This is a genomic window from Streptomyces carpinensis, assembly GCF_002154505.1.
GTDB classification, from domain to species: Bacteria; Actinomycetota; Actinomycetes; order Streptomycetales; family Streptomycetaceae; genus Streptomyces; species Streptomyces carpinensis.
This window is the reverse complement of sequence record NZ_MUBM01000750.1, coordinates 1-587: the sequence shown is the minus strand read 5'-3', so window position 1 is coordinate 587 and position 587 is coordinate 1. Positions and strand designations below refer to the sequence as shown.

The following is a 587-nucleotide window of genomic DNA, read 5'->3' as shown; positions in this document are numbered from 1 at the left end:
GGACGGCACCTGCATGATGTCGCCGGTCAGCTTGGCGATGGCGGTGTCGACGGCCTCCCGGGTGACCTTGGAGGCGTCGGTGGAGGAGGTGATCTCCCCCTCGGCGTCGTCGGTGACCGTGTTCTGGCCGAGCCGGACGGTGCCGAGGTACTCCTTCTCGGTCAGCGCCAGGTGGCCGAGGAGCTTGGTGGCCCTCTCCACGCCGAGTACGAGGACGCCGGTCGCCATCGGGTCGAGGGTGCCGGCGTGGCCGACGCGGCGGGTCTTCGCGATCCCCCGCATCTTGGCCACGACGTCGTGCGAAGTGAAGCCCGACGGCNNGCCGTCGGGCGGGGTGGGCTTGCTGGTCATTCGGTGGTGTCGTCCGTCTCGTCGGTGTCGTCCTCGGTACCCGGCTTCCGGTACGGGTCCGCTCCACCGGCGTACGTGGCGCCCGCGGACGCCTCGCGCACCTTGGCGTCGGACTCCCGCGCCTTGTCGAGGAGGTCCTCGATGGTACGGGCGGTGTCCGGGAGGGCGTCCGCGACGAAGGTGAGGGTCGGGGTGAACTTCACTCCGGCCGCGCGGCCGACCTCGGAGCGCAGGAT

The 587-nt window shown here is 71.3% G+C and carries 1 protein-coding gene and 1 pseudogene; both read right to left on the bottom strand.

The genetic code is table 11. From position 1 onward, the window contains the following. Nucleotides 1-351: pseudogene (locus BZY54_RS48525) on the bottom strand (tRNA pseudouridine(55) synthase TruB); the annotation flags it as partial. Further along, on the bottom strand, nt 348-587 hold a 240-nt coding region (locus BZY54_RS48520), incomplete at its 5' end, for a ribosome-binding factor A (protein WP_483025165.1). The gene BZY54_RS48520 and the pseudogene BZY54_RS48525, both read right to left, overlap by 4 nt.